Consider the following 22,133-nt stretch of genomic DNA (forward strand, 5'->3'; position numbering starts at 1 on the left):
CTCGGTGGGCCGCCGCGACGGCCCGGATCGCCACTGCCGCCGTACTGCGAGATCTCCAGCCGCTCCCGCTCCTGGCGCCTCTTCCCCGGCGCCAGGCGTGCGTCCGGAGCCGGTTCGCCGGCGTGGGACAGAGCGGATGGGGATCTGGCGGTACGGAAGGTGGGCCGGGCCGGAACGGCAGTAACTGAACAACCGGGTGAGACGCGGACGGGTAAGGCAACTTGGGGGGCGACATGGGGGAGCCGCGGGGCACACACGTGCCGGTGCTGCTCGAGCGCTGCATCGAACTGCTCGCTCCCGCTCTGGAGTTGCCGGGCGCCGTCCACGTCGATTTCACGCTGGGTCTGGGCGGGCACGCCGAAGCGGTTCTGGAGCGGTTTCCGGACGTGGTCCTGGTCGGGCTCGACCGGGACACCGAGGCGCTGGCGCACGCACGGCACCGCCTCATCCGGTTCGGCGACCGTGCACGCCTGGTGCACGCCGTCTACGACGAGCTGCCCCGGGTTCTCGCGGAGCTGGAGATCCCGGCGATCCACAGCGGACTGTTCGATCTCGGGGTGTCCTCGTTGCAGCTGGACGAGGCGGACCGCGGGTTCGCGTACGCGCAGGACGCCCCACTGGACATGCGGATGGACCAGTCCCGCGGGGCGACCGCCGAGGAGATCGTCAACGAGTACACGCCGGGTGAGCTGGTGCGCATCCTGCGGCAGTACGGCGAGGAGAAGTTCGCGCCGCGGATCGTCTCGTCGATCGTGCGGGAGCGGGCGAAGGGCCGGATCACGTCGACCGCCCGTCTGGCCGAGCTGGTGAAGGACTCCATCCCGGCCGCCGCGCGGCGAACGGGTGGAAATCCGGCAAAAAGGACTTTTCAGGCACTACGCATTGAGGTGAACGGCGAGCTGGAAGTGCTCGAGCGAGCGGTTCCTGCTGCTTTGGACGTGTTGGCGCCCAAGGGGCGTCTTGTGGTGATGAGTTATCAATCGTTGGAGGACAGGATCGTCAAGCGCGCTCTCACCGCGAGGTCGCGCAGCACCGGGCCGGTCGACCTTCCGGTCGAACTGCCCGGGACCGGTCCCAGTCTGCGGCTGCTGACCCGTGGGTCCGAGCCGCCCAGCGAGGCGGAGGTGGCGGAGAACCCGAGGGCGGCCTCGGTGAAGCTGCGCGCCGTGGAACGGATCGACGAGCAGGAGCAGAGCCAGAAGCACAACCAGGCAGCCGGGGCGGTCCGCGAACGGCCCCGGATGTCTACAACTCGCGGGGGACGAGGGCGGTTACGCCCGGGGGCGAACGAGGAAGAGGGGGAGGGACGAGCATGAGCGAGCGATCCGAAGCGCCGCGGCCGGGGGGCCGATCGGCGCAGCCGCGCGACAACGCCGGGGTGAGCCGCGATGCCGAGACCGGGCGTAACGGTGTGCGGGGGGCACGCCGGTCGTCCGGGAGTTCCGACACGCGCCGGTCAGGGATCCGGGGCCGGAGCGCGGACAAGCCGGCCGCGTCGGTCGACGGGGCCACCGCGCTGAACATCGAGGTGACCGGCGACGCGCCGCCGATCACCGGCCGCGCCCGGCTGTGGGTCGCGCCGCCACTGCCGATCCGCGCGCCGCGGGCCACGTTCGCGGCGGCCATGATCGCCGTGGTCCTCGTCGGCGTGGTCGGCATCCTGCTGATCAACACCAAGACCGTGGAGCGGTCCTTCCGGCTCGACGCGCTCCGCAAGGAGAAGGTGGCGCTCGACAAGCGGCAGCAGGAACTGGACCGGCAGCTGGTCGAGAAGTCCGGTCCGGGCAACCTGGCCGCGGCGGCCCGCCGGCTCGGTCTGGTGCCGGCCGAGGCGCCCGCGGTGATCTGGCTGCCGGAGGGCACCATCGTCCGGACGCCGGTGCCGGGCAAGGGCGACCGGTCGGTGACCGCCTCGGACGACCTGAACCGGGCGGGCACGCCGTCCGCGGGTGCCGGGGAGTAGGCCGGCATGACGCCGAGAAACGAGGACGAGGAACCGCGCCGGGGCAAGCAGCCCCGGCGCGGTTCGTCACGTGACCTGCCGGGCGACGAGCAGCCCGACGACCCCCGGGAGGGCCGGCGCGGCTTCTCCAGCATCGGGGAGGCGCGGGCGTACACCCCGCGCGGCCGGACCGTGGCCGAGCGGGGGCGCCTGCCACGTACCGGGGGCCGCAACGCCGACCCGTTCCGGCCGGCGCTCCAGGTGCTCGACGGGGGCGAGAGCGGCCAGCGGACCCGTGGGCGCGGCCGCCCGGCCGAGCAGCCGCCCAGTCCTCGGGAGAGCAAGGCCGACAAGCCCCGGGAGAGCAAGGCGGGCAAGCCCCGGGAGAGCAAGGCGGACAAGCCCCGGGCCGCGGACAAACCGCGGGAACGCCAACCGGAGCGGCGGGAACGCGAGTCGTCCACCCGTACCAGGAATGCCCGTACCGGAAAAGGCGGAGCCGGACCACGACGGACCGTGCCCAACCGGCCGAAGCCGGTCCCGGCGGAGCCGCCGAAGCTCGCCAGCAGCACCCGCCGGCTGCGGCTCGGCACCGTGCTCGCGCTGTCGTTGTTCGTCACCATCGGGGTCCGTCTCGTGGTGCTCCAGGTGGCGACCTCCCCGGAGGAGGCGGAGAGCCTGCTCAAACTGCGGGAGAACCGGCTCAGCACGGTGGCGCTGCCGGCGCCGCGCGGCAGCATCCTGGACCGGGACCGCCACGTGCTCGCGCACAGCGTGGAGGCGCGCTACGTCTACGTCGACCCGGAGAACGAGGACCTGCGCAAGGACGTGGCCGGCACCGCGGCCAAGCTGGCCCCGCTGCTCGGCATCCGGCAGTCCGAGCTGCTCGAGGACATGCGGCGCAAGCAGGTGCTCGGCAAGTGGCTGAAGTTCCGCTACCTCGCCCGTGGCGTGCCGGTCGCGGTGGCCGACGAGATCGAGGAGCTGGGCCTGCCCGGCATCTACACGCACTCCGACGAGCGGCGTGACGTGCCCGGCCGGGACCTCGCGGCGAACCTGATCGGCTTCACCGGCGACGACCACCACGGTCTCGAGGGGATGGAGGCGCGCTACGACGACCTGCTGCACGGCACCGACGGCAAGCGGGTCTTCGAGGTCGGCACCGGCAAGAAGCTGAACCTGCCGATCCCGAGCGGATTCCAGCAGGAGACCCCGGCCCAGCCGGGCAGCTCGCTCCAGCTCACCATCGACCAGGACCTCCAGTACCAGGTGCAGCGGGTGCTCAACACGGCCGGCCGCAAGCAGAACGCGACGGTGGGCAGCGCAGTGGTGCTGGACATCAAGACCGGCGAGGTGCTCGCCCAGGCCAGTTACCCGCCCTACAACGCCGCGGACGCCGAGAAGTACGACGCCGACGAGCGGATCGACGCGGCCAGCAGCATCGTGACCGACCCGGGGTCGAGCCACAAGGCGTTCATCTTCGGCGCGGCCCTCCAGGAGGGCCTGATCAAGCCGGACGAGCTCATCGAGATCGGTCCGGCGATCAAGAAGGGCGACACCAAGTTCGAGGACACCCACCCGCAGGACACCGGCACCCGGATGACCCTGCCGGGCCTGATGGCCTATTCGTCGAACGTCGGCACCATCCTGATCGCCGACCGGCTCGGCAAGGAGAAGGTCTACGAGTACCAGCAGAAGTTCGGGCTGGGGAAGGCCACCGGCGAGGGGATGCCCGGCGAGGCCGAGGGTGAACTGCTCAAGCCGGAGGACTGGAGCGGCTCCTCGTACGGCTCCGTCCCGATCGGCCACAGCGTCTCGGCGACCCTGATCCAGATGGCGGCCGGGTTCGCGGCCATCGCGAACGACGGTGTCTACATCCAGCCGCACCTGATCAAGGCGACCATCTCCGGTGAGGACGGCGAGGTGACCCCGGCCGCCGCGCCGGAGACGCACCGGGTGCTGGACACCGATGTGGCCCGCCAGCTGCGCCTGATCATGGAGGCCGTGGTCGACGTCGACGGCGGCACCGGTGGCGCTGCCGCGGTCCAGGGCTACCGGGTGGCGGGCAAGACCGGCACCGGCAAGATGCTCATCGACGGCCAGTACACCAGTCACAACGCCAGCTCGTTCATCGGCATGGCGCCGGCCGACAACCCGCGGTACGTGATCGGCGTATCGATGGACGTGCGGGAGGGTAGCGGCGGTGACGTGGCGGCCCCGGCGTTCAGCGAGATGATGAACTACACCCTTCTTCATAACCATGTGCCACCGTCCGGTAGCAAGGCGCCGAAGTTCAAGATCAAGGAGTGAAGCGGGTCGCATGGCGTTGACAGCAAGTCCCCGGGTACGGGGTAGGGTCTGACGCCGTGTCCGGCATTCCACGTCCCGAGACCGTCACGCCGTGCCTGTTGACGCGGCTGGCGGAGCTGATACCGGCAGAACTGACCGGCGGTGACGTCCCGGTCACTGGTGTCACCCACAGTAGCGGCGCGGTTCGTCCGGGCGACCTCTACGCGGCCCTGCCCGGCGCCAACCGGCACGGCGCGGAGTTCGTCGCGGACGCCGCCCGGTCCGGCGCGGTCGCCGTCCTGACCGACCCGGCCGGGTTGCCCGCCGCGCTCGCCGCGGGGCTTCCCGCACTCGTCGCCGCCGACCCGCGGGCGGTGCTCGGCGCCGCGTCGGCGGCGATCTACGGGGAGCCGTCCCGCGGGCTCACCATGATCGGCGTGACCGGCACGGCCGGGAAGACCTCCACGTCGTACCTGGTCGAGTCGGGCCTGCGGGCCGCCGGCCTGGTGACCGGCCTGGTCGGCACGGTGGAGACCCGCCTCGGCGACCTGGTGGTCAAGAGCGTCCGCACCACCCCGGAGGCCACCGACCTCCAGGCGGTCCTCGCCGCCTCCCTGGAGCGCGGCGTCCAGGCCGTGGTCATGGAGGTCTCCAGCCACGCGCTGGTGATGGGCCGGGCCGACGGGATCCGGTTCGCCGCCGCCGGGTACACCAACTTCGGCCAGGACCACCTGGACTTCCACCCGACCTCGGAGGAGTACTTCGCGGCCAAGGCGCGGCTCTTCGACGGCCGGTCCGCGGTGGCGGTGCTCAACCACGACGACCCGGCCGTGATGGGCCTGTTCCGCGAGGGGACGATCACCTACTCGGCGGCCGGGGACACGGCGGCCACCTGGTGGGCCTCCGACGTGCGGCCGTCCGAATTCGGTCAGCGGTTCACGGCGCACGGCCCGGACGGCCTGACCGTCGCGACCGGGGTGGCGCTGCCCGGCCTGCACAACGTGGCGAACGCGCTGCTCGCGCTGGCCCTGCTGGTCGCCGTCGGCGTCGACCCGGCGGTCGCGGGCGAGGGCATCGCCGCCTGCCGGGGCGTGCCCGGCCGGCTGGAGCAGGTCGAGGCGCCCGGTGAGGTCCTCGGCGTGGTCGACTACGCGCACAAGCCGAACGCCATCGTGGCGGCGCTGGCCGCGCTGCGCGAGCTGGCCACGGCGCGCGGTGGGCGGCTGGTCTGCGTGATCGGCGCCGGCGGTGACCGGGACAGGGGCAAGAGGCCGTTGATGGGCGCGGCCGCGGCGCAGGGCGCCGACCTGGTGATCGTCACCGATGACAACCCCAGGACCGAAGACCCGGCATCCGTACGCCACGCGGTGCGCGCGGGCGCGGAAGAGGCGTCGACGCACGCCAAGGTCATCGAGGTGGCCGGACGCCGCGCCGCGATCGAGGAGGCGGTCCGGCAGGCCGTCGCCGGTGACGTGATCGCGGTGCTCGGCAAGGGCAACGAACAGGGCCAGGAGGTGAACGGTCAGGTGCTGCCGTTCGACGACCGGATCGAGCTCGCCCAGGCGCTGGAGGCACACGCATGATCCCGCTCTCGCTCGGCGAGATCGCCGAGATCACCGGTGGCCGGGTGGCCGGCGGCGACCCGTCGGTGATCGTTACCGGCCCGGTCGAGTACGACTCCCGCAAGATCGGCCCGGGTGGCCTGTTCGTGGCGTTCGCGGGCGAGAAGGTGGACGGCCACGACTTCGCGGGCGTCGCGATCGAACGGGGCGCCGCCGCGGTCCTGGGCTCCCGGGACGCCGGCGTGCCCGGCGTCGTGGTCGAGGACCCGCTGGCCGCCCTGGCCGCCCTGGCCCGGGTGGTGGTCGCCCGGCTGGACAAGCTGACCGTGGTGGGCCTGACCGGGTCGTCCGGCAAGACCACCACCAAGGACTACATCGGCCAGCTGCTGTCCCGGCTCGGGCCGACGGTGGCGCCGGCCGGGTCGCTCAACAACGAGCTCGGTTTTCCGTACACGGTGTTGCAGGCGACCGAGGAGACCCGGTTCCTGGTGCTGGAGATGGGCGCCCGGGGCATCGGGCACATCCGCTATCTGACCGAGATTGCCCAGCCGTCGATCGGTGTGGTGCTGAACGTGGGCGCCGCGCACATCGGCGAGTTCGGTTCCGTGGAGGGCACCGCCCGGGCCAAGGGTGAGCTGGTCGAGGCGCTGCCGGCGTCCGGCACCGCGATCCTGAACGCGGACGATCCGCTGGTGGCGGCGATGGCGTCGCGTACCCCGGCTTCGGTTGTCCTGGTCGGTTCCACCGGTTCTCTGACGGCCTCCGGCGTTTCGATCGATGCCACGGGCCGCGCCTCCTACACGCTCATTTCCCACGAGAAATCGGGAGATGTCCGGCTTTCCGTGGCCGGGGAGCATCAGGTGGCCAACACGCTCGCCGCGGGCGCCGTGGCGCTGGCCGCCGGCATGGAGTTCACCGACCTGGTGGCGGCGCTCGGCGAGGTCGGCATCGTCTCCGGCCGCCGGATGGACGTCTTCACCCGGCCGGACGGGATCGTCGTCATCGACGACTCCTACAACGCCAACCCCTCGTCGACCGCGGCCGCGCTGCGGGCGCTGGCATCGATGGGTTCCGGAAAGCGCACCACCGCCGTGCTCGGCTACATGGCCGAGCTCGGCGAGTTCGAGGTGTCCGGGCACGCCGAGGTCGGGCGGCTCGCCGCCGAACTGGGCGTGGACCGGTTGATCGCGGTAGCCGGCGAGGCCCGTCCGATCCTGGACGGTGCGGCCGGCGTGGCCGGGTGGCGGGGCACGGGGCACTTCGCCGCCGACCAGGCCGCCGCGATCGAGATTCTGCAACAGGACCTGCACGCCGACGACGTCGTGCTGGTCAAGGGTTCCCGGTACCGCACATGGGACGTCGCCGACTGGCTGCGGCGCCCCGAGGAGGTTCAGCCCACGTGAGGGCAGTCATCGTTGCGGCCGCGGTCGCCTTTCTCATCTCGCTCTTCGGCACCCCGATCGCGATCCGGGTCTTCTCGGCGCTCAAGGCCGGTCAGCCGATCCGCACCATCGGCCCGCAGACCCACCTGGGTAAGCGGGGCACCCCGACGATGGGCGGCGTGGCGTTCATCCTCGCCACCGTCCTGGCGTACGTCGCCGGGCACGTGGCACTGACCACGCTCCCGGAGCGGCAGATCGCCCAGGAGAAGCCGACCATGACCGCGCTGGTCCTGCTCGGCGTCTTCGTCTTCTGTGGCGCGGTCGGCTTCATGGACGACTTCCTCAAGGTCCGCAAGCGCAACTCGGACGGTCTCAGCGCCAAGGGCAAGCTGCTCGGCCAGCTGCTGATCGGCACCGGGTTCGGCATCGCGGCCCTGTACTTCCCGAGCACCAACGGGCAGACCGTGGCCAGCGAGCAGATCTCCTTCATCCGGGACGTGAGCTGGCTGGACGTCGGCAAGGTCGGCTCGGTCATGGTGTTCGTCTTCGTCATCATGGCGATGTCGAACGGCGTGAACCTCACCGACGGCCTGGACGGCCTGGCCACCGGCGCCTCGATCCTGGTGCTCGGCGCGTACTCGCTGATCGGGTTCTGGCAGTACCGGCACTGGTGCGGTGACAACGACTACGTCGGTCAGGCGGGCTCGCTCACCGCGCAGCACTGTTATCAGGTCCGGGACCCACTCGAGATCGCGATGATCGCCGCGGCGGCCGCGGCGGCCTGTGTCGGCTTCCTCTGGTGGAACACCAACCCGGCCCGGATCTTCATGGGCGACACCGGCGCGCTGGCGCTGGGCGGCCTGATCGGCGGCCTCGCGGTGGCCACCCGGACCACCCTGCTGTCGGTCATCATCGGTGGCCTGTTCGTGATCATCACGATGTCCGTGGTCATCCAGATCATCTCGTTCAAGACCACCGGCAAGCGGGTCTTCCGGATGTCGCCGTTGCAGCACCACTTCGAGCTGGCCGGCTGGAGCGAGGTCAACATCGTGGTCCGGTTCTGGATCATCGCGGGCATCTGCGCCGCCATCGGTCTGGGCCTGTTCTACAGCGACCACCTGGCGGTCATGGGATAGATCTCCCCGCGACACGCCATCGACGTGACGCGGCGGAATGTGGACATCGGACGAAGATGGGGGTATGGCGGACGACCGTACCCAGAAAGCGGCCCGCCCGTCGCTGAGCCGGCAGCTGCTGCCCGCGGTGCACGGGCTGCTGGCCAGACCCCTGTCGTCGTACTACCTGCTGATCAGCAGCTGCACCCTGCTGCTGCTGATCGGCCTCACCATGGTCTTCTCGGCGACCTCCGTGAAGGCGTACGCCGAAAAGGGCAACGCCTTCACGGAGATCAGCAGCCAGGCGGTGTACGCGCTGCTCGGCCTGGTCGCCTTCTGGATCTGCCAGCGACTTCCCGCGGTCACGCTGCGGGTGCTCGGCCGGGGCCTGCTGGCCCTCTCCATCCTCCTGCTCACCCTCCTCGCCGGGATGACCGCGCTGGCCTCGCTGGGGGTGCTGAGCCGGAACGGCGACGGCAACCCGACGCTCGGCCCGCTCGTGGCCGACCTGAACTGGCTCATCCTCGGCTCGTTCAGCATGCAGCCGGGCGAGCTGGCCAAGCTCGGCATGGTGCTCTGGGGTGCCGACGTGATCGCCCGCAAGGGACCGCTGCTCGGTCACTGGCGGGAGCTGGCCATGCCGCTGTTCCCGATCATCGGCCTGCTCTTCGTCCTGGTCGGCTACAACGACCTGGGCACCATGCTGGTGCTGCTGGCGCTGATCGTCGGCCTGCTCTGGGCGGCCGGGGTCCGGATGCGGGTCTTCGGCGCGCTGGGTGTGCTGGGCCTGGCCGGTGTCGGCCTGCTGATCGCGGCCGCCTCCCGCGGCGCCGGGTCGGGCGCGGCGGACGCGGAGAACTACCGGTGGCGCCGGCTGACCGCCTTCATGGAGCCGTTGGAGAACTGCGACACCACCACCGAGGCCGGGCGCTGGTGCTACCAGCTCATCCAGGGCCGGTCGGCGATCTTCGAGGGCGGCTGGTTCGGGGTCGGCCTGGGCAAGAGCGCGCTCAAGTGGGGCTACGTGCCGGAGGCCGGCAACGACTTCATCTTCGCGATCGTCGCCGAGGAGCTGGGTGTCGTCGGCTGCGGCGTGGTGCTGGTCCTGCTGTCGGTGCTGGCGTACACCGGCTTCCGGATCGCCCGCCGGGTGAACGACCCGTTCCGCCGCCTCGCGGCCACCGCGATCACCACCTGGCTGGTCGCCCAGGCCGTGATCAACATGGGCGGCGTGGTGAAGCTGCTGCCCATCACCGGTCTTCCGCTACCGTTCATCTCCGCAGGTGGCAGTGCCCTGATCGTCACCATGGCGGCGATCGGGATGCTGGCGTCGTTCGCCCGTGCGGAACCGGACGCGTCCCGTGCCCTGAACGCCCGTCCGACGCCGCGATGGGTGCGGCTAGTCTGGGCCCCGCTGCCGCCGCTCCCCCCGCCGCGGCGGCCGGGACAGCAGCGCCCGCCTGCCCAGAAGAAGGCCGGCAGGGCACCCGAAACCACGGGGGGCGGAAGGAGACGGTGATGGGTCCGCTGCGGTCGGTCGTTCTCGCCGGAGGAGGCACCGGTGGGCACATCTATCCGCTGCTCGCCTTCGCCGATGCTCTGCGGCGCCACTTCCCCCAGATTCGGATCACCACGCTGGGCAGCCCCAAGGGCATGGAGAACCAGCTGATCCCGGCCGCCGGCTACGATCTGCGGTCCATCCCGGCGTTCCAGCTGCCCCGGTCGCTCAACCTCGACCTGCTGCGCACCCCGGACCGGATGTACCGGTCCGCCCACGCGGCCGGCGAGATCATCGACGAGGTGCAGGCCGAGGTGGTAGTCGGCTTCGGGGGGTACGTGTCGGTGCCCGCCTACCTGGCCGCCTGGCGCCGGGAGCTGCCCATCGTGATCCACGAGGTGAACGTTCCGCCGGGTGTGGCCAACCGGATGGGCATGAAGTTCACCAAGCGCGTCGCCGTCGGGTTCCCGCACCAGCTGGAGCAGGCCGAGGCGCTGCGCAACGCCCGGCTGGTCGGCGTGCCGCTGCGCACCGGGATCACCCACATGGACCGGCCGGCGCTGCGCCCCCAGGCCCTGTACCACTTCGGACTGCGGCCGGACCTGCCGGTGCTCTTCGTCTCCGGCGGCTCCTCCGGCGCTCGTACGATCAACCTGGCCGTGGCCGCCGCGGCCAAGCGCTTGGCCCACGCCGGCATCCAGGTGCTGCACGTGCAGGGCGGGCGCAACGACCCGTTCGAGGTGCCGAACGACCTGCCGGTGCCCTATGTCGTCGTGCCCTACCTGTCGGACATGCAGCTCGGCTACGCTGCCGCCGACCTGATGCTCTGCCGGGGAGGTGCGATCACGGTGGCCGAGACGACCGCGCTCGGCCTGCCGGCGATCTACGTGCCGTACCCGTTCAGCAACCAGGAGCAGCGCCGCAACGCGCTGCCGGTGGTGGAGGCGGGCGGTGGCCTGCTGGTGGACAACAGCGAGCTGACGCCGGACTGGATCGAGCGCAACATCGTCCCGCTGGCGCGGGACCGGCAGCGGCTGGCCCAGATGGGCACGGCGGCGGCGGGTTACGGCCGGCGTGACGGTGACGAGCAGCTCCTGCGCTTCGTTCTTGAAGCGGTGAGCTGATGCTGCGGATTGAGGGAGTGGAACTGTGAACACGGCGGAGCTGACGCCGGCCGGTGAGATGACCGCCGAGGACCTGGGCAGCGTGCACCTGATCGGGATCGGCGGGGTCGGCATGGCCGGCCTGGCCCGGCTCCTGTTGACCCGGGGCGTACCGGTCTCCGGCAGCGAGCTGCGGGAGTGGCCGGCCCTGGCCGCCCTGCGGGCGCTCGGCGGCACGGTGCACATGGCACACGAGGCGTCCAACCTCGACGGCGTGGACACCGTGGTCTACTCGACCGCGATCCCGCAGGACCACGTGGAGATGGTCGAGGCGCGCCGCCGTGGGCTGCGCGTGCTGCACCGCTCCGAGGCGCTGGCCGCGGCGATGACCAACCGGCAGACCATCGCGGTGGCCGGCACCCACGGCAAGACCACCACGACGTCGATCATGACGGTGATCCTCCAGCATGCCGGGCACGACCCGTCGTTCGTGATCGGCGGCGAGATGTCGGCCGCCGGGTCGAACGGCCATCACGGCACCGGGCCGCACTTCGTGGCCGAGGCGGACGAGCACGACCGCTCGTTCCTCATCTACCGGCCGCATGTCGCGATCATCACCAACATCGAGGGCGACCACCTCAACAACTGGGGTGACCTGGAGACGCTGAAGGCCGGGTTCCTCGAGTTCGGCTCGCTGGCCGACGGGTTCGTGGTGACCTGCGCCGACGGGCCGGGCACCGAGGAGCTGATCGCCGGGCTGCGGGCGGCCGGGAAGACCGTCTACACGTACGGCGAGTCGGCGGGCTCGGACCTGCGGATCTTCGACGTCGTCTCGTCGGCGAGCGGGGTCCGCTACCGGGCCGAGCTGGACGGCGAGCCGCTCGGCGAGTTCAAGCTGGCGCTGCCCGGCACCCACATGGGCCTGAACAGCGCGGCCACCGTGCTCACCGCCCTGAAGCTGGGACTGCCGCTGGAGAAGGTGTCCGAGGCGCTGGAGTCGTTCCCGGGGGTCCGGCGGCGCTTCGAGCGCAAGGGCATCGCGGCGGGCGTGCGGGTGTACGACGAGTACGCGTACCACCCGACCTCGGTGAAGGCCGCGCTGCGGACGCTGCGGGAGGTGGCCGGGGACGGCCGGCTGCTCGTGGTGTTCCAGCCGTACCGGGTGTACCGGACCCGGGACCTGGAGGCCGAGCTGGCCGACGGGCTCCAGGTGGCCGACGAGGTGATCTGCATGGAGGTGTTCGGTCCGGGCGAGACCCGCGGCCCGGGCGAGGGCGGCCGGGCGCTGACCGCGGCGATCGACCTGCCCGACGAGCACAAGGTCTTCGTGCCGGACTGGCAGGACGTGCCGGCCGAGGTGGTCCGGCGCAGCCGTCCGGGCGACGTGGTGGTGACCATGGGCGCGCCACCGATCTCACTGATGGGCGACGAGCTGCTGGCCGCGCTCGCCGAGGCGGACCAGCAGCCGGACCTGGCCCGGTAGGTCCGGTGGCGGGCGGGGGCACGCGCAACTGGCGGCTGGTCCGGGCGGACACCGACGCCGTGCCGCCGTCGGCGCGGCGGTTCATGGCCCGGGCCCGGGAGCGGCGCCTGCGTGCCGCCTTGCCCTGGCTGACCGCGGCCGGTGTCGTGCTGCTGGCCGGTGGCCTGGCCTGGGTGGTCTACGGCACCTCGCTGTTCGGGGTGCGGGAGGTCCGGGTGGTGGGCGCCCAGGTGCTCACCGCCGACCAGGTGCGGGCCGCCGCGGCGGTCGAGCCGGACCGCCCGCTGGCCCGGGTCGACCTGGACGCGGTGGCCGCTGCGGTGCGCGGTCTGCCCCCGGTGGACCGGGTGCTGGTCACCCGCAGCTGGCCGTCGACAGTGGAGATCCAGCTGGTGGAGCGCGCCCCGGTGGCCGCGGTGCCGGCCGGCGAGCAGTTCCTGCTGATCGACGACGAGGGTGTGCCGTTCCGTGCGGTCGCCACGCCGAAGGACCTGCCGCTGGCCCGGGTGGCGACACCCGGCCGCAACGACGAGAACACCGGCTCGGCGCTGACCGTGCTGGCCGCGCTCAGCGACGAGCTGCGTGAGCAGCTGGTGGCGATCTCGGTGGCCTCGCCGGTGCAGATCCGCCTGGAGCTGCGCAAGGGCCGGGTGGTCATCTGGGGTGACGACACCGCGAGCAAGCAGAAGAGCATCGTGGCCACCGCGCTGCTGCGGGAGAAGGGCGACGAGATCGACGTGAGCGCCCCGTCGGTGGTGACCATTCGCTAGTCATGCTGATAAACGGACAAAGCATCACGAACGCAATAAATGGTTCAAGGTTACGGCTCAGTCGGATACTCACCACGTAAGCGGACGCGACACGCCGCTCCGGGTCTTTGGCTGAGGCCCCATGTCCGCATACGTTGCCCCGAGAGGTTCGAATGGTTGACATAACTTTGAACCTCTAGTAGAGGGTGAGGGTTTCCTCGCCCTCCCTTGTACGGCAGCGGATGTCGAAGTGCGGTTCCCGGGACCGCAGGGGCCGTCGACGTCCGCCAACCCTGGAAGGGATGGCTGAGCCCGATGACACCTCCACACAACTACCTTGCGGTCATCAAGGTCGTCGGCATCGGCGGCGGCGGCGTGAACGCTGTGAACCGCATGATCGAGGTTGGGCTCAAGGGCGTGGAGTTCATCGCCATCAACACGGACGCACAGGCCCTGTTGATGAGCGACGCCGACGTCAAGCTCGATGTCGGCCGGGAACTGACCCGTGGCCTGGGCGCCGGCGCCCAGCCCGAGGTCGGCAAGAACGCCGCCGAGGACCACCGGGACGAGATCGAAGAGGTGCTCAAGGGCGCCGACATGGTCTTCGTCACCTGTGGCGAGGGCGGCGGCACCGGAACAGGTGGCGCGCCCGTGGTCGCCAACATCGCCCGCAAGCTGGGCGCTCTCACCATCGGCGTGGTGACCCGCCCGTTCAACTTCGAGGGCAAGCGCCGCCAGGTGCAGGCCGAGGCCGGCATCGACGAGCTGCGCAACCAGTGCGACACCCTGATCGTGATCCCGAACGACCGGCTGCTCGCCCTGGGCGACCGCGGGATCAGCATGATGGACGCGTTCCGTCAGGCCGACCAGGTGCTGCTCTCCGGTGTGCAGGGCATCACCGACCTGATCACCACGCCCGGTCTGATCAACCTGGACTTCGCCGACGTCAAGAGCGTGATGAGCAACGCCGGCAGCGCGCTCATGGGCATCGGCAGCGCGCGCGGTGACAACCGCGCGGTCGAGGCGGCCGAGAAGGCGATCTCCAGCCCGCTGCTGGAGCAGAGCATGGACGGCGCCCGCGGCGTGCTGCTCTCCATCGCCGGTGGCTCCGACCTGGGACTCTTCGAGATCAACGACGCGGCCCAGCTGGTCACCGACGCGGCCCACCCGGACGCGAACATCATCTTCGGTGCGGTCATCGACGACGCTCTCGGCGATGAGGTGCGGGTCACCGTGATCGCGGCCGGTTTCGACGCGGGCTCACCCTCCTACAAGCCGGCCGAGCCGGTGCGCAAGGTGCCGGCCCCGGCCCCCGGCGGCGCCTCGCTGCCGCCGGTCCCGCCGCCGGTCACCTCGCCGCCGGCGAGCACCCCGCCGCCGCGCAGCCGGGTGCTGTTCGACGACGTGGACGTGCCGGACTTCCTGAAGAACGGCTCCTGAAGCACGCCCTCTCCCGTACCTCCAAGAAGGTTGAACCTTGACCGACCCCGGACGGCGCGCTGAGCTCGCCGCCTCTCTCGAACAGGTGCGGGAGCGCATCGCGCGTGCCTGCGTGGCGGCCGGAAGGCCGCCCGGGGCGGTCACGCTGACCGCGGTGACCAAGACCTACCCGGCGAGCGACGTCCTGTTGCTCGCCGGGCTGGGCGTCACCGACATGGCGGAGAACCGGGACCAGGAGGCGGCCGCGAAGGCGGCCGAGGTGAACGCCGCGGGCGTGCACCCGCGCTGGCACTTCGTCGGCCAGTTGCAGCGCAACAAGGTCAGATCGGTGATCCGGTACGCGGACGTGGTCGAGTCGGTCGATTCGCTCCGCCTCGCCGACGCGATGGCGAAGGCCGCCGTGGGACGGGAGATCCCGCTGGAGGTGCTCGTCCAGGTGAGCCTGGACGCCGACCCGGCGCGCGGGGGCGTGACCGAAGACGATCTCTGGCGGGTATCCGACGCGGTGGCCTCGGCGGAGGGCCTGCGGCTCGGCGGTGTGATGGCCGTCGCGCCGCTCGGCGAGGACCCCGGCGCGGCCTTCGCCCGGCTGGCCGTCATCGCAGGCCGGATGGCCTCCGAACACCCCGGCGCGACGACCGTCTCGGCGGGGATGAGCGGGGATCTGGAGGCCGCTGTCCGGCACGGGGCGACACACGTACGGATCGGTACATCTTTACTCGGGATGCGAAACTCGCTGCGGTAGCCTTGCCGCGGGCAGCAAACTACACAGGTGTTGTTTTGCGCGACCTGTCGCGGGTCATGATCCACACCGCGGCCGGTGCGTCCGACGACGCGGCGTCGCAACGGGTCGTGGGTCCGAATCGGACCTGGTTTCCGGCTCGTGAGGGGGGACGCGGCACGCCAGGGGGCGCGGGCCGCAACAGCGGACGGAGGTGGGGGCCATGGGTCTTCGGCAGGGAGCGGCGGCATGAACGACCGGAGGGAGTTTATGCCGCCACCGGCCTGGGCTCTTGACTCCCGAGAGGGGGGTCAGTCATGAGCGGGGGCGCGTTTCGCAAGGCCGGCGTGTGGCTCGGCCTCGTCGAGGAGGACGACGACCGCGGTTACGACGACCGTAACTACCGGGAGAGCTCCTACCGTTCGCGCGAGCGTGAGCGCGAGCGCCCCGACCGTTACTCCAGCGACCGTTACTCCGACGAGTTCGCCGAGGACGAGGACGAGGAGGAGCGCGCCGTTCCGCGGGCCCGTGCCGACCGTCGTTCGTCGCGCGCCGACCTCGACCGCCCGTCCCGCAGCGACCTGGACCGTTCGTCCCGCGCCGACCTGGACCGCCCGTCCCGCGGCGACCTGGACCGTTCGTCGCGCGCCGACCTGGACCGGGAGGAGAGCGAGCGCCTCGATCGGGCGAGCGTCCGCTCCATCACCCGGCCGTCGGTCGCGCCCGAGCCGTCCGGCGCCCTGACCTACTCCACGCGGGACAATCTGGCCCTCAAGCCGCAGCCCGCGCATCCGGAGCCGGTCCGCCAGCGCCAGGTCGAGGAGGAGCAGCGGTACCAGATCACCACGCTGCACCCGACCACGTACCGGGAGGCGCGGACCATCGGCGAGCACTTCCGCGACGGCGTCCCGGTCATCATCAATCTGACCGAGATGGATGAGTCGGACGCTCGCCGGCTGGTCGACTTCGCCGCCGGGCTGGCCTTCGGCCTGAGGGGTACGATCGAGCGCGTGACCAACCGGGTGTTCCTGCTCTCTCCGGCGAATGTGCAGGTCACCGCGGAGGACAAGGCGAAGATCGCTGAGGGTGGCTTCTTCACCTCGAGCTGATCGACCCGGAATTGATTGACCCGAACGAGGGATCCGCCTGACGTGCTGTCGATCGTGTTCCAGATTCTCTACATATTGCTGTATCTCTTCTTCATGGTGCTGTTGGCCAGGTTTGTGCTGAGTGCGGTGCTCCAGTACGGACGGCGCTGGCAACCCAGCCGGGGCGCCTCGGCCGCACTCGAAGCCGTGTGGAGCGTCACGGATCCGCCTCTCAACGCGTTGAGGCGTGTGATCCCACCGCTGCGCATTGGTAACGTGAGTTTGGACCTGGCTTCCATCGTGCTGCTGGTTATCCTGTTCGTGCTCATGGACTTCGTATTGGCAAGACTGATCGTGCAGTACAGCTAGACAGCAGCCCCAACCGCGGCCGCGACTGACCCGAGGAGTTTCGATGCCGCTGACCCCGGCCGACGTTCATAACGTCGCCTTCAAGAAGCCCCCGATCGGCAAGCGGGGGTATGACGAGGAGGAGGTCGACGCCTTCCTGGACGAGGTGGAGCGCGAGCTCGCCCGTCTGATCGAGGAGAACGCAGAGCTTCGTGCCCAGGTCGAGCGTGGTGGCCGGGGCGGCGCTCCCGCCGGTCCCGCGGCGGACCCCCGCCTGGCGGCCGAGCTCAACGAGCTGAAGGCGCAGCTGGACCGTGTCCAGCGTGACAAGACCGCGGCCGAGCAGGCCGCCCGGCAGATGCAGGCCGAGCTGGAGCAGGTCCGTGCGCAGGGCCCCGGCGCCGGTGCCGGCGCCACCGGCGCGGACGGCGAGCAGCAGGCACTGCGCGTGCTGATGATGGCCCAGCGCACCGCCGACGACCACGTGGCCGACGCCCGGCGCGAGGCCGACAAGCTTCTCTCCGACGCCCGCTCCAAGGCGGAGGAGGTCACCCGCGAGGCCCGGGCCAAGGCCGACGCCCTCGAGCGTGACGCTCGCCAGCGCCACCAGGAGGCCATGGGCGGCCTGGACGCGAAGCGGACCGCGCTCCAGAAGCACATCGAGGAGCTGAAGCAGTTCGAGCGGGAGTACCGCACCCGTCTCAAGGCCTACCTGGAGAGCCAGCTCCGCGACCTGGACGGCCGCGGCCAGGGCCTCGAGGCCGAGCTGACCCGCGCCGACTCCAACCGGGCCGTGGGCGGTTCGGGCGGTCTCGCCGCGGCCGGTCTCGCCGGATCGTACGGCGGCAGCCGGACCAACTCCATCGAATCGGGTCGCTGACACGGCCCCCCGCACCGCGACGAGGATGAGCCATGATCGTTGCTAGTCTCCTGCTCATCCCCGTCGCGGTTCTGTTTCTCGCGTTAGGGCTGGTCAACGGCTCGAGCAGCCTTCTCATAGCCTCGATCGTGGTCAGCCTGCTGGCCGCGGTCGCTCTCGTCATCGGGACCCGGCAGGCCGCCACGCGGCGAGCGGCCGTGGGCGCTTTCGAGGTGCCGCCACGCCCCGCTCGCCGAGATCCCGAGTTCGACGAAGCGGTGCCGGCGGCTCCCACCGCAACCGACGCTAGCGATTCTGCCCCCGAGCCGGTGGGCGCCGCAGGCGAATCCCGCAGCTATGACGAGCCCGATCCGGCCGATGTGGACGAGGCCGGGGTGGCCGAAGAGCGGGACCCGGCCACTCATCCGGGTGATGTCAGGGAGCCCGCCGGGCCCACCCGCGCAGACTATGCCGATTCTGACTCCGCGGCGGATTCCACCCCGGATTTCCGGGACGTGCCACCGCCCGCCGGGGATTCCGACGAGCAGGCGTGGCGCCCGGCCCCCGCGGGGGCCGCTGTGGAGCAACCGGACGAGTTCGACGAGCCGGACGCCGACGACCCCGACGACGAGCCGCTGCCCCAGTCGGTGCGGCCGGCCGACGCGGTGCTGGTCGCGCGGTTCGACACCGAGGTGCTGGTGGTGGACGGCCGGCCCCGCTACCACATGGCGGACTGCCCGCACCTGGTCGGCCGGCTGACCGAGTCGCTGCCGGTGAACGAGGCGGTCGAGCTCGGGTTCAGCCCGTGCGGTCTCTGCCGTCCGGTGGACCGGCTGGTGGCCACCGTGGCCCACCAGCGTTGAGGGGCCCGGCGGGCGTCTCGGTGCCGGTGCGGGTGCGTCCCGGCGCCGGCCGGACCCGGGTGGGCGGCTGCTATGAGGGCCCGCACGGTCCGGCCCTGATCATCGCGGTGGGTGCGCCCGCGGTGGACGGCAAGGCCACCGAGGCGGTGCGCCGGGCGTTGGCCACCGCACTGGGCGTCCGCGCCGCCGAGGTGTCCCTGCGGCTCGGGGCGACCAGCCGGGACAAGGTCTTCACCGTGACGGCGCCGCCGGAGGAGTGGGAGGTTCGGCTCGCCGACCTGCGCGACGACAACAGGTGATCTTCCCGTCACGGTGGGTGTATCGTCGGTTATCCGACGCCTCTGTGCGCGCTTCGTGGCCGTTTGTCGTTTCCGCGGTTCGCGCCGGGTTGTCGGGATACTTCACGTTCCGTATCCTTGCCAACCTCACCGAGTGCGCGGCCGCCCTTTCAGCCGCGCCGTTTGTGCAGGTGGGGCAAGATCTACCGCGGCCGTCGCGGTGGCACGGGGACCAGACAAGGGGACAGACGGCCCGGCGAGCCGGCGCCGCCGGAGTTCCGCAGACCGCTGACCGCCGCGCCACGCGCGCGGCCGAGGGAGCGACGATGGCCAAGGCAACCGACATCCGGCCCGGTTCGACCGGTACGTCCGCCGCTGAGCGCAACCGCAGTGCCGCCGAGACCGAGGAGATCCGGACGGCGCTGGTCGCGCGGCGTGACGAGCTGCAGGCCGAGTACGATCAGGCGCTCAGTGAGATCACCGAGTTGCAGCGCGAGCGGCTCGCCGACTCGGCCGGGGACGACCAGGCCGACACCGGCACCAAGACGTTCGAGCGGGAGCAGGAGATCACGCTGGCCAACAACCTGCTCGAGCGGATCACACAGGTCGAACGTGCGATCGATCGGCTCGGGTCGGGCAATTACGGTTGGTGTGAGCGGTGCGGCACCCAGATCCCGGTCGAGCGGCTGGCTGCGTTCCCCTCCGCCACCCTCTGTGTCTCGTGCAAGCAGTTGGAGGAACGACGCTGAACGCCGACGAACAGGCCGCGCCGGGGTTCGCACCCCGCGCGGTCGCCGTCCTGGCCGTCACCACGGCGGTCGCCGTGGCGGTCGACCAGTGGGTCAAGCACCTCTCCACCGAGAACCTGGATCCCCGCGAGCCGGTTCGCCTCCTCGGTGGCCTGATCTACCTGTCGCTGCTGCGCAACAGCGGAGCGGCGTTCAGTTTCGGCAGCGGTTACACGTGGATCTTCCCGCTGATCACCCTGGTCGTCGTCGGGGTGATCGTGTGGCTCGCCACGAAGCTGCGCTCGGTGCCGTGGGCGGTGGCGCTCGGTCTGGTGCTGGGCGGCGCGCTGGGCAACCTGACCGACCGCCTCTTCCGTGCGCCCGGCCCGTTCCAGGGCCACGTGGTCGACATGATCAGCGTCTTCGCGCCGTACGGGGAGAGGTTCGCGGTCTTCAACGTCGCCGACGCCTGTCTCACCGTCGGGGTCTGCCTCGCCGTGCTGCTGGAGCTGACCGGCCGCCAGCGTGACGGCAGCCGGATCACCAAGGTGAAGCCGGTGACCGGCACCCAGACGGAGGAGAACGCATGAGCGAGCTTGCGAGCGAATCATCAGGCTCAGTTCTGAACTCATGCCGACGCCGGAGCGCAGCGGAGGTGTCGGTATGAGTGGGCAGCGATCTCTTCCGGTCCCGGACGGGCTCCACGGGATGCGGCTGGACCAGGCCGTCTCCCGGCTCTTCGGGCTCTCCCGCACGGCCGCGGCCACCCTCGTGGAGGCCGGTGACGCGCTGGTCGACGGCATTCCCCGGCTCAAGTCGGAGAAGGTGGTCGCCGGCTCCTGGCTGGAGGTGACCCTGCCGTCGCCGGTGGCCGCGCCCGCGATGGTCGCCGAGCCGGTGCACGGCCTCGGCATCATCTACAGCGACGACGACATCGTGGTGGTGGACAAGCCGGTCGGCGTGGCCGCCCACCCGAGCCCCGGCTGGACCGGCCCGACCGTGGTCAGCGGCCTGGCCGCGATGGGACAGAACGTCGCGACCAGCGGGGCCGCCGAGCGGCAGGGCATCGTGCACCGGCTCGACGTGGGCACCACCGGCCTCATGGTGGTGGCCAAGAGCGAGATGGCGTACAGCGTCCTGAAGCGCGCCTTCAAGGAGCGCGAGGTGGAGAAGCGGTACCACGCGGTGGTCCAGGGGCACCTGGACCCGCTGCGGGGCACCATCGACGCCCCGATCGACCGGCACCCGACGGCCGACTACAAGTTCGCCGTCATGTCCGGTGGCAAGCCGAGCGTCACCCACTACGACACGGTCGAGGCGTTCCGTTCGGCCAGCCTGGTGGACGTACGCCTGGAGACCGGGCGGACGCACCAGATCCGGGTGCACTTCTCGGCGATGCGGCACCCCTGTGTGGGCGATCTGACGTACGGCGCCGATCCGACCCTGGCGACCCGCCTCAAACTGGACCGGCAGTGGCTGCATGCACGGGAGCTGGCGTTCGCACACCCCCGAACGCACGATGAGGTCCGCTTCGTCAGCGACTACCCTGCTGACCTGAAACACGCGCTGGACGTCCTCCAGGACGCCGGCTGACCGTCGGGAGCATCGCCGTGGGCCGCGCGCACCGCATGCGGGCAGTCCTCCTCGGGTTCGGGGGCGCCTCGCTCCGGTTGCAGATCATGACCGGAGTGGCGCTGGCGGCTACCGTCGCGCTGGTGCTCGCGGTGTTCTGGGCCGACCGGGAGCCGCCGGCCGGCACCGATCCCGGCGAGGTCCTCCACGTGGGGGTGGTCGAGGGCCAGTCGGTGGGCGGTTACCTGGCGGCGTCCCGCGACGAGCTGGCGCGGCTCACCGACCCGTCCGCCCCGTCCGCCGGGGACACCTGGGCGCTGGTGGCCTTCCAGCGCTACGCGGCGCCCGGCTGGCTGCCCGATCTGCTGTCCGGGGCACAGGTGGCGCAGGTGTACACGCGGGTGCCGCTGACCGGCTCGCGGACCGCGGTGAACCGGATCCCGGTCTACCGGCTGCCCGACGACGTGACCGCCGGGATGATCTCGGCGGCCGTCTCCCGGGAACGCGAGCGCGCCGACTATCAGCGGCTCAGCCGGGCGCTGACCGGCGACGGGCGCAACGAGATGCGGTTGCGGGCGGCCTACGAGAGCGCCGCCCGGCTCGCCGCCGAGGAGGCCGCCGCCTACCGGGCCGGATGTGAGTGCGTCTTCGCGGCGGTGGTACGCGGCACCCCGGCCGCGCTCGACGGGATCGCGGACCGGCCGGGGGTGCGGGTGGTGGACCCGGCTCCCGAGGTGCGCGGGCTGGACCGTACCGAATTCCGGCCGCCGCGGCCCGAGGACCTGGAGACGGCGCCGGCGGATCCGTCGTCGTCGGCCGTGCCATCCGGGAATCCCGGCGTTGCCCCGGACGCCATCGGACCGTTACCGTCGTCGATCGGGGTCCATGTGACATCCGCCTCACCGGAAAGTTCAGGCCGTACGCCGTCCGCGGCCGTACTGCCTTCCGGGGATCCTGTTGCCGTACCCTCGGCGTCGGACGCGAGTCCTGCTCATGGCGGTCCGGATGCGTCATCGGGAGCATCCACCGGCGATTCCGGCCGTTAGGTTTTCCGTCCGCGAAACGTTCGGGTGGATGCACGTGCACGACCGGGGTTCCGTCATGTGATCAAGA

21 protein-coding genes are annotated in these 22,133 nt (G+C 71.1%); all 21 read left to right on the plus strand.

Annotated elements, in window-relative coordinates:
* The first annotated feature begins 221 nt into the window (after positions 1–221).
* The 21 genes from rsmH to BJ964_RS18325 all read left to right on the plus strand — a co-directional run bounded on the left by rsmH (position 222) and on the right by BJ964_RS18325 (position 22,066).
* Entirely contained in the window at positions 222–1,316 is a 1,095-nt protein-coding gene (rsmH, locus tag BJ964_RS18225) for a 16S rRNA (cytosine(1402)-N(4))-methyltransferase RsmH (protein ID WP_188121778.1), read from the plus strand.
* On the plus strand, positions 1,313–1,963 hold the full coding sequence (locus BJ964_RS18230; protein WP_188121779.1) for a hypothetical protein: 651 nt from the start codon (positions 1,313–1,315) through the stop codon (positions 1,961–1,963). Before rsmH ends, BJ964_RS18230 begins: the two co-directional genes overlap by 4 nt.
* Positions 1,964–1,969: 6 nt before the next feature.
* Positions 1,970–4,252, plus strand: a complete 2,283-nt coding sequence (locus BJ964_RS18235) for a peptidoglycan D,D-transpeptidase FtsI family protein (protein WP_188121780.1) — start codon at positions 1,970–1,972, stop codon at positions 4,250–4,252.
* Between the two features lie 56 nt (positions 4,253–4,308).
* On the plus strand, positions 4,309–5,814 hold the full coding sequence (locus tag BJ964_RS18240) for a UDP-N-acetylmuramoyl-L-alanyl-D-glutamate--2,6-diaminopimelate ligase (RefSeq protein ID WP_188121781.1): 1,506 nt from the start codon (positions 4,309–4,311) through the stop codon (positions 5,812–5,814).
* Entirely contained in the window at positions 5,811–7,196 is a 1,386-nt protein-coding gene (locus BJ964_RS18245; RefSeq protein WP_188121782.1) for a UDP-N-acetylmuramoyl-tripeptide--D-alanyl-D-alanine ligase, read from the plus strand. The genes BJ964_RS18240 and BJ964_RS18245 overlap by 4 nt, the downstream gene beginning before the upstream one ends.
* Positions 7,193–8,311: a phospho-N-acetylmuramoyl-pentapeptide-transferase gene (mraY, locus tag BJ964_RS18250; protein ID WP_183217409.1), complete on the plus strand. Its 1,119-nt coding sequence runs from the start codon at positions 7,193–7,195 to the stop codon at positions 8,309–8,311. The genes BJ964_RS18245 and mraY overlap by 4 nt, the downstream gene beginning before the upstream one ends.
* A gap of 64 nt (positions 8,312–8,375) precedes the next feature.
* On the plus strand, positions 8,376–9,809 hold the full coding sequence (locus BJ964_RS18255; RefSeq protein WP_188121783.1) for an FtsW/RodA/SpoVE family cell cycle protein: 1,434 nt from the start codon (positions 8,376–8,378) through the stop codon (positions 9,807–9,809).
* Complete coding sequence (gene murG, locus BJ964_RS18260; protein ID WP_188121784.1) at positions 9,809–10,912, plus strand: undecaprenyldiphospho-muramoylpentapeptide beta-N-acetylglucosaminyltransferase; 1,104 nt, start codon at positions 9,809–9,811, stop codon at positions 10,910–10,912. The genes BJ964_RS18255 and murG overlap by 1 nt, the downstream gene beginning before the upstream one ends.
* 25 nt (positions 10,913–10,937) lie before the next feature.
* The gene (murC, locus tag BJ964_RS18265) at positions 10,938–12,374 is read left to right on the plus strand and encodes a UDP-N-acetylmuramate--L-alanine ligase (RefSeq protein ID WP_188121785.1); all 1,437 of its coding nucleotides are present in this window, start codon (positions 10,938–10,940) and stop codon (positions 12,372–12,374) included.
* 5 nt (positions 12,375–12,379) lie between these two features.
* Entirely contained in the window at positions 12,380–13,144 is a 765-nt protein-coding gene (locus BJ964_RS18270) for a cell division protein FtsQ/DivIB (RefSeq protein WP_229807055.1), read from the plus strand.
* 294 nt (positions 13,145–13,438) lie between these two features.
* Positions 13,439–14,563 (plus strand): cell division protein FtsZ, encoded by a 1,125-nt coding sequence (gene ftsZ / locus BJ964_RS18275; RefSeq protein WP_188121786.1) that lies wholly within the window; start codon positions 13,439–13,441, stop codon positions 14,561–14,563.
* A gap of 37 nt (positions 14,564–14,600) precedes the next feature.
* The gene (locus tag BJ964_RS18280; RefSeq protein ID WP_188121787.1) at positions 14,601–15,308 is read left to right on the plus strand and encodes a YggS family pyridoxal phosphate-dependent enzyme; all 708 of its coding nucleotides are present in this window, start codon (positions 14,601–14,603) and stop codon (positions 15,306–15,308) included.
* 293 nt (positions 15,309–15,601) lie between these two features.
* A complete protein-coding gene (locus BJ964_RS18285) occupies positions 15,602–16,393 on the plus strand; it encodes a cell division protein SepF (RefSeq protein WP_188121788.1) in 792 nt (263 codons plus the stop codon).
* A 42-nt stretch (positions 16,394–16,435) separates the two neighbouring features.
* Entirely contained in the window at positions 16,436–16,741 is a 306-nt protein-coding gene (locus tag BJ964_RS18290) for a YggT family protein (RefSeq protein WP_183217422.1), read from the plus strand.
* 43 nt (positions 16,742–16,784) lie between these two features.
* Positions 16,785–17,600: a DivIVA domain-containing protein gene (locus BJ964_RS18295; protein ID WP_188121789.1), complete on the plus strand. Its 816-nt coding sequence runs from the start codon at positions 16,785–16,787 to the stop codon at positions 17,598–17,600.
* 32 nt (positions 17,601–17,632) lie between these two features.
* Entirely contained in the window at positions 17,633–18,442 is an 810-nt protein-coding gene (locus BJ964_RS18300) for a hypothetical protein (protein ID WP_188121790.1), read from the plus strand.
* A complete protein-coding gene (locus BJ964_RS18305; RefSeq protein ID WP_188121791.1) occupies positions 18,439–18,741 on the plus strand; it encodes a DUF167 domain-containing protein in 303 nt (100 codons plus the stop codon). The genes BJ964_RS18300 and BJ964_RS18305 overlap by 4 nt, the downstream gene beginning before the upstream one ends.
* 305 nt (positions 18,742–19,046) lie before the next feature.
* Positions 19,047–19,469 (plus strand): TraR/DksA family transcriptional regulator, encoded by a 423-nt coding sequence (locus BJ964_RS18310; RefSeq protein ID WP_183217429.1) that lies wholly within the window; start codon positions 19,047–19,049, stop codon positions 19,467–19,469.
* Positions 19,442–20,038 carry a signal peptidase II gene (gene lspA, locus BJ964_RS18315; protein WP_188121792.1) on the plus strand — a complete coding sequence of 199 codons (597 nt, stop codon included), beginning with the start codon at positions 19,442–19,444 and terminating at the stop codon, positions 20,036–20,038. The genes BJ964_RS18310 and lspA overlap by 28 nt, the downstream gene beginning before the upstream one ends.
* Positions 20,039–20,111: 73 nt before the next feature.
* Positions 20,112–21,041: an RluA family pseudouridine synthase gene (locus BJ964_RS18320; protein ID WP_188121793.1), complete on the plus strand. Its 930-nt coding sequence runs from the start codon at positions 20,112–20,114 to the stop codon at positions 21,039–21,041.
* A 17-nt stretch (positions 21,042–21,058) separates the two neighbouring features.
* Entirely contained in the window at positions 21,059–22,066 is a 1,008-nt protein-coding gene (locus BJ964_RS18325; protein ID WP_188121794.1) for a hypothetical protein, read from the plus strand.
* Positions 22,067–22,133: the final 67 nt, after the last annotated feature.

This window comes from Actinoplanes lobatus, assembly GCF_014205215.1.
GTDB lineage: Bacteria > Actinomycetota > Actinomycetes > Mycobacteriales > Micromonosporaceae > Actinoplanes > Actinoplanes lobatus.

Coding starts and splice junctions, on each gene's coding strand:
- BJ964_RS18245 (WP_188121782.1), top strand. CDS start 5,811: ATGATCCCGCTCTCGCTCGGCGAGATCGCCGAGATCACCGGTGGCCGG.
- ftsZ (WP_188121786.1), top strand. CDS start 13,439: ATGACACCTCCACACAACTACCTTGCGGTCATCAAGGTCGTCGGCATC.
- BJ964_RS18310 (WP_183217429.1), top strand. CDS start 19,047: ATGGCCAAGGCAACCGACATCCGGCCCGGTTCGACCGGTACGTCCGCC.
- BJ964_RS18255 (WP_188121783.1), top strand. CDS start 8,376: ATGGCGGACGACCGTACCCAGAAAGCGGCCCGCCCGTCGCTGAGCCGG.
- BJ964_RS18300 (WP_188121790.1), top strand. CDS start 17,633: ATGATCGTTGCTAGTCTCCTGCTCATCCCCGTCGCGGTTCTGTTTCTC.
- murG (WP_188121784.1), top strand. CDS start 9,809: ATGGGTCCGCTGCGGTCGGTCGTTCTCGCCGGAGGAGGCACCGGTGGG.
- BJ964_RS18230 (WP_188121779.1), top strand. CDS start 1,313: ATGAGCGAGCGATCCGAAGCGCCGCGGCCGGGGGGCCGATCGGCGCAG.
- BJ964_RS18285 (WP_188121788.1), top strand. CDS start 15,602: ATGAGCGGGGGCGCGTTTCGCAAGGCCGGCGTGTGGCTCGGCCTCGTC.
- BJ964_RS18295 (WP_188121789.1), top strand. CDS start 16,785: ATGCCGCTGACCCCGGCCGACGTTCATAACGTCGCCTTCAAGAAGCCC.
- BJ964_RS18235 (WP_188121780.1), top strand. CDS start 1,970: ATGACGCCGAGAAACGAGGACGAGGAACCGCGCCGGGGCAAGCAGCCC.
- BJ964_RS18320 (WP_188121793.1), top strand. CDS start 20,112: ATGAGTGGGCAGCGATCTCTTCCGGTCCCGGACGGGCTCCACGGGATG.